This is a genomic window from Mycobacterium sp. E2462, from assembly GCF_001672685.1.
Lineage (GTDB): Bacteria > Actinomycetota > Actinomycetes > Mycobacteriales > Mycobacteriaceae > Mycobacterium.
Genome location: NZ_LZKC01000397.1, coordinates 1 through 791, shown reverse-complemented (window position 1 = coordinate 791; position 791 = coordinate 1). Strand labels below are relative to the sequence as shown.

The following is a 791-nucleotide window of genomic DNA, read 5'->3' as shown; positions in this document are numbered from 1 at the left end:
GCCGGCGCGGTCTCGTCGGTGCCGCGGCGGCCTGGGCCTGGGTGGCCGCCTCCTCGGCCTGCGCGGCCGTCGTGGTCAACCACGTCACATACGGCTGGGCTGCTTGCGCGGCCGCCGCCGACGCGGTGCCCAGCCAGTCCTCGCTGCTCAGCGCCGTGATCACGTTCTCGTAGTTCAACGCGGCCGAGTTCAGCTCCGCGGCCAACGCATTCCACGACGACGCTGCCGTGAGGAACGATCCCGACCCTGGACCCGCGTAGATCCGCGCCGAGTTGACCTCCGGCGGCAGTGCCCCATAGTCCAACACCATTACCTTTAACCCCTTCGTGGCCGAATCACTGAGACGCGAGTAGTGCATGACGATAGTGCGTTGCTGGCCGGACACCCGTGGCCCGCTGATGCCGCTGGCCGCAGCGACCTTTCGGCCGGCCCGTGAACGCGACCGGCGGTAGCCGGGCCACGCTCGCCCAACCGGAGTCTCCCACCCCACCGCGGTGTGGTAAACGCCTGCTGGCGGGCGTCGCCGACCCGGAGACGGAGTCCACCGGCGCGGACGCTTGTCGCGCCGCCAGTCGGCGCGCCGAATGCCGCCGGGAATAAAATCCGGTCGCGGATAAACAGCCGCTCAAACATGTTCGTGCGCCGCCGTTATCCGGCCGAGGGTGGGCGGGTCAGGACGCTGTAGCGGAACCCGTACTTGTTGACATAGCCCGCGGTCGCGCCGCGGCGGCCCATGCCCCCCATCGGCATGCCCCGCAGCAAGGCGTTGGGCGAGTTCGCCCCCGCCGCAC

General features: G+C 70.2%; 1 protein-coding gene and 1 pseudogene. Both read right to left on the bottom strand.

Features of this window, described 5'->3' with window-relative positions; all coding sequences use genetic code 11:
* Positions 1 to 310 (bottom strand): PPE family protein (locus A5714_RS20610; protein WP_156747418.1); only part of this gene is annotated, 310 nt, incomplete at its 3' end.
* A 338-nt stretch (positions 311 to 648) separates the two neighbouring features.
* Positions 649 to 791 (bottom strand): annotated as a pseudogene (locus A5714_RS25625) (hypothetical protein); the annotation flags it as partial.